This is a genomic window from Shewanella sp. ZOR0012 (assembly GCF_000798835.1).
Lineage (GTDB): Bacteria > Pseudomonadota > Gammaproteobacteria > Enterobacterales > Shewanellaceae > Shewanella > Shewanella xiamenensis.
On sequence record NZ_JTLE01000094.1, the window covers coordinates 135,075 to 142,707 of the forward strand.

Consider the following 7,633-nt stretch of genomic DNA (forward strand, 5'->3'; position numbering starts at 1 on the left):
ATAAAGCAACTTTAGAGAGGTCCACTCATCTACTCATCCATCAGTCGATGGTGGCTGCAACCGTTTTAATAGGAATTCAAGGAGGCGTAAGTGACTACCCCAAAAAAGGAAACTGATCGTACGATTTACGATCTACTCGGCATTGGCATAGGCCCATTTAATTTAGGACTGGCGGCTCTATGTGAACCTCTTAATAACTTCAGCTGTTTATTTTTAGATGCTAAAACCGAGTTTGATTGGCACCCGGGTATGCTGATCAACTCCTCTCGATTACAAACACCTTTTATGTCCGATTTGGTCACTATGGCCGATCCGACAAGTCGTTTTAGTTATCTTAACTTTGCCAAACAAACAGGCCGACTCTATTCCTTTTATATCCGTGAAAACTTCTTTCTCCCAAGGCATGAATATAACCAATATTGCCAATGGGTCAGCACACAACTATCCAATCTGAGATTCAGTTTTAAGGTCACACAATTAGATTACAACGCCGGTGAAGGCATCTACCATGTTACGGGAGTAGATAGACGCAGTGGTAAACCCCACACTTATCGCTGCCGCAAACTGGTATTAGGTACTGGCACGACTCCCTATCTACCCGATAATTGCCCAATTCAAGACCCGCGTGTCATGCACAGCGCCAGCTATATCCGGCAAAAAGCCTACTTGCAAAGCCAAAGCGCCATTACCGTGATTGGCAGTGGCCAAAGTGCAGCGGAAATCTTTTACGATCTTCTACAAGACATTGATATTTATGATTATCAACTAAATTGGATGACCCGCTCGCCACGCTTTTATCCGCTGGAATACACCAAACTCACCCTAGAGATGACCTCACCAGATTATGTGGATTATTTCCACGAACTGTCGCCGGAAAAACGCCATCACTTAATCGCAGAGCAAAAGTCCCTCTACAAGGGGATCAATGCCGAGCTAATCAACGATATTTATGACCTGCTTTACCAAAAGCGTTTAGTCAGCGATATCCAATGCCAGCTGCTGACTAACGTGGCACTGACAGCAATCGATACCTCGGGCGACAAGCTGACACTCAAGTTCAACCACCTCGAGCAAGAATATGCCTTCGAGCAACTGACAGGTGCCGTCGTCTTAGGCACTGGCTATCAATATCGTTTACCCGAGTTTATTCAAGGGATTAAATCACAAATCGAATTTGATGATCGTGGCCAACTCGCCATCCAGCGTGACTATGGCATCGATGTCAGAGGCGATATTTTTATCCAAAATGCGGGCCTACATACCCATGGCATTAGCTCACCCGATTTGGGTATGGGCTGCTATCGCAATGCCATCATTCTGCAAGCGGTTTTAGGTTACGCCCCCTATCCGATTGAAACGCGGATCGCCTTCCAAACCTTTGACCCCAACAACATCAACGACGCGAAAAACCAACCCGTCGAAAGCAACACTCACTCAGCGGTTGCGTCTTCTAAGCCTTGTCAGGAGTTAAATCCGTCAGCCAAGCCCACGCAACAACCCAGTAATGAGCCACAAACCGTGCTACGGATAAGCCCTTCTGGTGGCAGTACACCGGCCTTAATGGCACCGAATAAGGAGGCACTGTAATGGCCAGTCAATGGAGCCAACGCTGTTTAGATTTGCTCTCAAAACAGATTGTAATCAATAAGTTTGTGCTTAAACCTCTGAACCTTGAGCAAGACATTGCCATGCTGCAATCATGGCTTAACCAAGACTATGCCAAGTTTTGGGGCATGCAGGGGATGAGTCTTGATGCACTTGCTCAAGCGATGGCACCCTCGGAACACAAAGTGGCACTGATTGGGGAATGGCAGGCAAAACCTTTATTTATGGTGGAACTCTACGACCCAGCCCATGACGAAATTGGCCAGCACTATCAGGTTAAGCCGCTCGATTGCGGTATGCATTTAATCCTTGCGCCGATTGAAGGCAAACCGATTCATGGCTTATCCCGCAAAGTGATGGAGGCTATCGCCCAACTTGTTCTTGAAACCCTCGCGTTTACGCGACTCGTGGTCGAGCCGGATCAGCAAAACCACAAGATCCACCGCTTAAATTGCCAAATCGGGATCCGCTACCAAAAAGCCATTCAACTCAGTACCAAAGCCGCATTTTTAGGTTTTTGCAGTGCCCAAAGCCGCCTGACGACAACTCAAGCTGCCCACCAATTGCCGAGTAAAAATCGTCCTGTTACCCAGTCACTTTTAACCTTATCACTTTGTAGGTGAACCGATGAACTTAGCCACTAACACCTTATTACTCAAACCATTCGCCCAATCCGAGTTGCCGAATATCGAGGCCTTACCCTCTTACGCCCATGTGCCCGCCCATTTAACGCCCCAACATTGGCAGGCAGCCAATCGCCATTTGGTGAAGAAAATCCTCTGTGAATTTACCCATGAGAAGATCATTAGCCCACAGATTTACGCCCAAGGCGCAAAGGTAAATCACTATGAGCTCAGGTTAAATGACTGCACGTATTACTTTAGCGCGCGCCATTATCAGCTCGACCACCTTGATATCGCGACAGATTCTATCCGAGTCACCAGTGCGGGCACTGAAAGACCCCTCGATGCCATGAGGCTGATAATCAGCTTAAAAAATGTGCTTGGCATCAGTGAAACCCTGTTGCCCACTTATCTTGAAGAAATCACCAGCACGCTCTACAGCAAGGCCTACAAGTTGGCCCATCAAGCCATCCCCGCCGCTACACTCGCTAAGGCCGATTATCAAACTATTGAGGCGGGCATGACCGAGGGGCATCCGGTGTTTATCGCCAACAATGGCCGCATTGGTTTTGATATGCAGGACTATTACCAATTTGCCCCCGAGAGTGCCAGCGCGCTTCAGCTAGTGTGGATTGCGGTGCATAAGGATAAAACCACCTTCTCCGCCCTCGAAGGATTAGACCATGATACCTTGCTAAAACAAGAGCTTGGTGAACAGTTCACCGAGTTTCAACAACACTTAAGCGCACTGGGGCAAGCGGACGATAGCTTTTATTTTATGCCCGTTCATCCGTGGCAATGGCGCGAAAAAATTGCCCGCACCTTTGCCGGCGAAATCGCCCGCGGCGACATTATTTACCTGGGCGAGAGCCAAGATTGCTACCAAGTTCAGCAATCGATCCGCACCTTCTTTAACTTAAGTGCGCCGCAAAAATGCTACGTCAAAACCGCGCTTTCTATCTTAAATATGGGCTTTATGCGCGGGCTTTCGCCGCTGTATATGAGCTGCACCCCGCAGATCAACGCTTGGGTAGCCAAGCTTATCGAAAGCGACAGCTATTTTGCCGAACAAGGTTTTGTGATCCTCAAAGAAATCGCCGCGATTGGTTATCACCACAGGTATTACGAAGAGGCCCTCACCCAAGATAGCGCCTACAAGAAAATGCTGTCGGCGCTGTGGCGTGAGAGCCCACTACCGCATATTGAGCCACAGCAAACCCTGATGACCATGGCAGCGCTATTACACATAGATCATCAAGAACAGGCACTTATTGCAGCGCTAATTGAGCACTCAGGCTTAAGCGCCAAGGAGTGGGTTACGCGTTATCTCAAGCTCTACTTATCGCCGCTACTGCACGCCTTTTTCGCCTATGATCTGGTGTTTATGCCCCATGGCGAGAACCTAATTTTAGTGCTTGATGCCGGTATCCCAGTCAAAATATTGATGAAGGATATCGGCGAAGAAGTCGCGGTATTGAACGGTAGCGAGCCACTACCCAAAGAGGTGCAACGCCTTGCAGTCGAGCTTGAAGAAGAGATGAAGCTCAACTATATCTTGCTCGATATTTTTGACTGTATTTTCCGTTACTTAGCGCCAATTCTGGATAAGCAAACCGCGGTGATCGAAGCGCTATTTTGGGAGTTGGTGGCAGACAATGTACGCGACTATCAAGCGCAGCATCCGCACTTGGCGGACAAATTTGCACAATACGATCTCTTTAAAGACAGCTTCGTCCGCACTTGCCTGAATCGCATTCAGCTCAATAACAACCAGCAGATGATTGACCTTGCCGACAGGGAAAAAAATCTGCGCTTTGCGGGTGGACTTGATAATCCGCTAGCCGCCTTCAGGCAAAGCCATGCCTTTGGCTCAGCAAATAAGAAGCTAAAACCCTAAAGCATTTTTAACCTTGAGTGGGCCTGCGCCCACCCTGGGCATTCATCTGTGCCCAAAAACAACCTAGTCAATCAAACCGCCAAAATGGAATTTAAGATCATTATTATGAAAACCTTCGCCCTCAACCGACTCGCTGCTCACTGCCAACTCGCCATCACACGCCCAGAGCTTATCCTCTGCTCAGCCATACTCAGCATGCCCTATGCTTATGCAGATACTAGCGATACCCAGAAAAAATCCACCAAAGACATTGAAATCATTAATGTCGTTGGTGCTAAGGATCTCCACGATAAGCGCTACAAAACCCCTGCGATGAACACGGCAACAGGCCTAGATTTGTCTTATTTAGAGACGCCGCAATCCGTCACCTCGGTCACTCGCCAAATGATGCAAGATCAGCAGTTAAACAGTGTGATTGAAGCCATGACCAGCGTGGCCGGCATCAATGCCCGGCCAATGGACAACGACAGATACAGCATCAGTTCGCGGGGGATTGCGGTCACTAGCATTCTTTACGATGGCGTGCCCACCACCTATGACACTCGTTTTAACTACGGCGATAACCTTATCGATACCGCCATCTACGAGCGGGTGGAGATTGTCCGTGGCGCCACAGGATTAATGACTGGCGCAGGTAACCCCTCGGCCGCGATTAACCTTATTCGTAAACGCCCGACACAAGAATTTATGGGCAACACCTCAGTGAGTTTCGGCTCATGGAACAATCTGCGTGGCATGGTCGATTTATCCAGCGGTTTAAATGACAGTGGCAGTATTCGTGGCCGTGTTGTCGCCGCCTATCAGGATAAAGAATCCTTCCAAGACAGATACCAGCAGCAACGCACCACCCTCTATGGCATTGTTGAAACCGATATTAGCGACAGCACACTGCTGACCTTAGGAGTCGATTATCAAGACACCACGCCCGAAGGCACTATGTCCGGCGGGCTGCCGCTGTTCCACAGTGATGGCAGCCGTACAAATTACGATCGCGCGACCTCCACGGCCCCCGATTGGGCCTCGGCGCATACCCAAGGGCTTAATACCTTCGCCAGCCTTGAACATCGTTTTGATAACGGTTGGGAGCTAAAAGGCACCTACAGTTATGGCGATAACTCACTGGAATATAATGTACTGTGGGCTACAGGTTATCCAGATCCTGTGACCAATCTTGGTGCAACCGCAGGTTCCATCGCCTATATTGACGGTAGCCGAACCCAACATAACCTCGACTTACGGGCGCAAGGAATGTTTGCCCTGTTTGGCCAAGAGCATCAGCTGACCTTTGGCTGGACGGGTCAGCGCCAAGAGTTTGCCAACCCTTACTATTATCCTACGGCCGCCGTACCGCCCTTGGGAGATTTTCGCGATGCCAACTTCCAGTATCCAAAACCGCAGTGGAAAGAGACTCACACCACGGGCTCCTTCGGTGAAACCGAGCAAAGCGCCGCCTATGTGGCCACGCAGCTCAATCTAACCGATGCCTTGGCATTACTTGCGGGGCTGCGCCTTAACCAGTGGCAAACCGACCAAGATAACTTTGGCAGCATGTATGATTTTAAGGTCGACAATGAGCTCACCACCTATTTTGGCCTGACCTACGCACTGAGCGAGCAATACTCCCTCTACGCCAGTTATACGGATATTTTCGCGCCGCAAACCTTGCAGCGCATCGATGCAAGCTACATCGACCCCGTCAAAGGCAAAAACTACGAGGCGGGTATTAAGGCCAGCTTGATGGATGAAAGCTTAGATATGTCGTTGTCGGTATTTGAAATTCGCCAAGACAATGTTGGTGAACGCACCGGAGATGTACTGCCAGGCACCACTATCCCAGTGTATCGAGAGGTTAACGGCACTAAAACTCAAGGCTTTGAGTTTGAATCCACAGGTAAAATCACCGATGACTGGAATATCTACTTCGGTTACACCCAGTTCAGTACCGATGATCCTAAGGGCAATCGCATCAACACCACTTCCCCTCGCCAGCAGCTAAAACTCTTTACTACTTATACCTTTAGCGGCGATTGGAACAAGTTGCAGCTAGGCGCTGGGGTCAATTGGCAAAGCCGAGTCTATCAAACCGTCAACTCGCCCTTAGGCAGAGTCGAGGTTGAGCAAGACTCCTACGCATTAGCAAGCTTAATGGCAAGTTATGCCTTTACCGAGCAGCTAAAGCTAAGCGCCAATGTGCACAACGCCTTAGATAAAACCTACTACAGCCAAGTGGGGCAATATAGCCAATTCCAATACGGCACCCCGCGCAGCATGAGCGTGAATTTGGATTATCGCTTCTAACGGACTGTCGATAATCAGCTGTTCATCAATGAAAACTGCGGTGACTAGACTCGCCGCAGTTTAATCAATTCAAGCCAAAGGAGTGATTATGGCGCGCCAAAGGGAAACGGTACTGACCTTAGCCAAGCTTTCCAGAGGAACTCAACCTGAACATACCAAGCAGTGTCATCACAAACCCTCACAGAGTGTTGGCACTGTGGGCGGTGCGCAAACAACCGACTTAACAGCGCTAAGCCCTGCGGATTTAACTCAAGTCGCCAAAGCGTTTAATCAACGACTGGCGCTGCGTGCCCCTTTTTATGCTCAGCATTTTGTAGCAACCACCAAGCCCCAAGGACTCAGTATTGATACTTGGAGTCAGCCAGCCGTGTATCAATCGCTATTACTGGATTTTGCCAAGGCCTATCCACCTTTGGGAAAAACCACAGCTTCCATCCCGTTAGAAAATATACCCGAGCAGGTATTGCTCAGCCATAGCCATAATTCCAAAGCCCTGCACTCGCTATGGGGACAGTGGTATTTCGGTCTGTTAGTGCCACCCATGCTGGAGTGGATTATTAACGCGCCGCACTCGCTCTCCAGCCCCCTTGAGCAGATTGAGCAAATTGATATAGCGCCTGAGCATTTTTACCTTAGGCCCCACGATTCGGGCAGAGTCGCAGGTTTTGAGTTTCAATTAACACTAACTCCTCAGGTGAAAACCGCCATAGTAAAAGCTGCCATAGTTAAAACCACGGTCTTAACGCCCCACCGCGAACGACAACTTATTCAGTGGATTCAAAGCCATCTAATCCCTAACGTTGAGCGATTAACCAGTCTAAGCCCAACACCCGCAAAGCTGTATTGGAGCCATTTAGGCTACCTTATTCACTGGTATTTAGGCGAAATGGCATTGCCAGATATTGAATTTGAACAGCTTAAGACGCTGCTGTTCAACACTAAATCCTTTGAGGATGGCGAGGTTAATCCACTCTTTAACAGCATTAATTTGCTACCCGCCTCTGCTGCTGATGCGGACAATATTCGCCGCGTGTGCTGCTTAAGGTATCAACTCACGAATAGTCATCGCTGCGGCGATTGCCCGTTAGCCACGCGCGCCCAAGCAAAATGTGCTGCTCACGCTTAGCCTTATCGGTCGCAGCTCGCAGACTTGATGGACTATATGGATTACAACAGCCGTTGCCGCCGCTTTCATGCAACAGTTAGCAAT

General features: G+C 49.1%; 5 protein-coding genes. All 5 read left to right on the forward strand.

The annotated features are described in order from the left end of the window. The first annotated feature begins 90 nt into the window (after window positions 1-90). The 5 genes from L976_RS02485 (at window position 91) to fhuF (ending at window position 7,549) form a co-directional block, all read left to right on the forward strand. Entirely contained in the window at window positions 91-1,587 is a 1,497-nt protein-coding gene (locus L976_RS02485) for a lysine N(6)-hydroxylase/L-ornithine N(5)-oxygenase family protein (protein ID WP_047533867.1), read from the forward strand. Continuing rightward, window positions 1,587-2,228, forward strand: coding sequence for a GNAT family N-acetyltransferase (locus L976_RS02490; protein WP_081990892.1), 642 nt, complete (start codon window positions 1,587-1,589; stop codon window positions 2,226-2,228). The genes L976_RS02485 and L976_RS02490 overlap by 1 nt, the downstream gene beginning before the upstream one ends. Before the next feature lie 4 nt (window positions 2,229-2,232). Next, window positions 2,233-4,125: an IucA/IucC family protein gene (locus L976_RS02495; protein WP_047533870.1), complete on the forward strand. Its 1,893-nt coding sequence runs from the start codon at window positions 2,233-2,235 to the stop codon at window positions 4,123-4,125. A gap of 84 nt (window positions 4,126-4,209) precedes the next feature. Continuing rightward, complete coding sequence (locus L976_RS02500; RefSeq protein ID WP_047540086.1) at window positions 4,210-6,423, forward strand: TonB-dependent siderophore receptor; 2,214 nt, start codon at window positions 4,210-4,212, stop codon at window positions 6,421-6,423. 88 nt (window positions 6,424-6,511) lie between these two features. Next, a complete protein-coding gene (gene fhuF, locus L976_RS02505) occupies window positions 6,512-7,549 on the forward strand; it encodes a siderophore-iron reductase FhuF (protein WP_047533873.1) in 1,038 nt (345 codons plus the stop codon). Window positions 7,550-7,633 lie beyond the last annotated feature (84 nt).

Bases quoted from the DNA above. Each gene is read 5' to 3' on its own strand.
- L976_RS02490 (WP_081990892.1), top strand. From the start codon at position 1,587: ATGGCCAGTCAATGGAGCCAACGCTGTTTAGATTTGCTCTCAAAACAG.
- L976_RS02495 (WP_047533870.1), top strand. From the start codon at position 2,233: ATGAACTTAGCCACTAACACCTTATTACTCAAACCATTCGCCCAATCC.
- L976_RS02500 (WP_047540086.1), top strand. From the start codon at position 4,210: ATGGAATTTAAGATCATTATTATGAAAACCTTCGCCCTCAACCGACTC.
- fhuF (WP_047533873.1), top strand. From the start codon at position 6,512: ATGGCGCGCCAAAGGGAAACGGTACTGACCTTAGCCAAGCTTTCCAGA.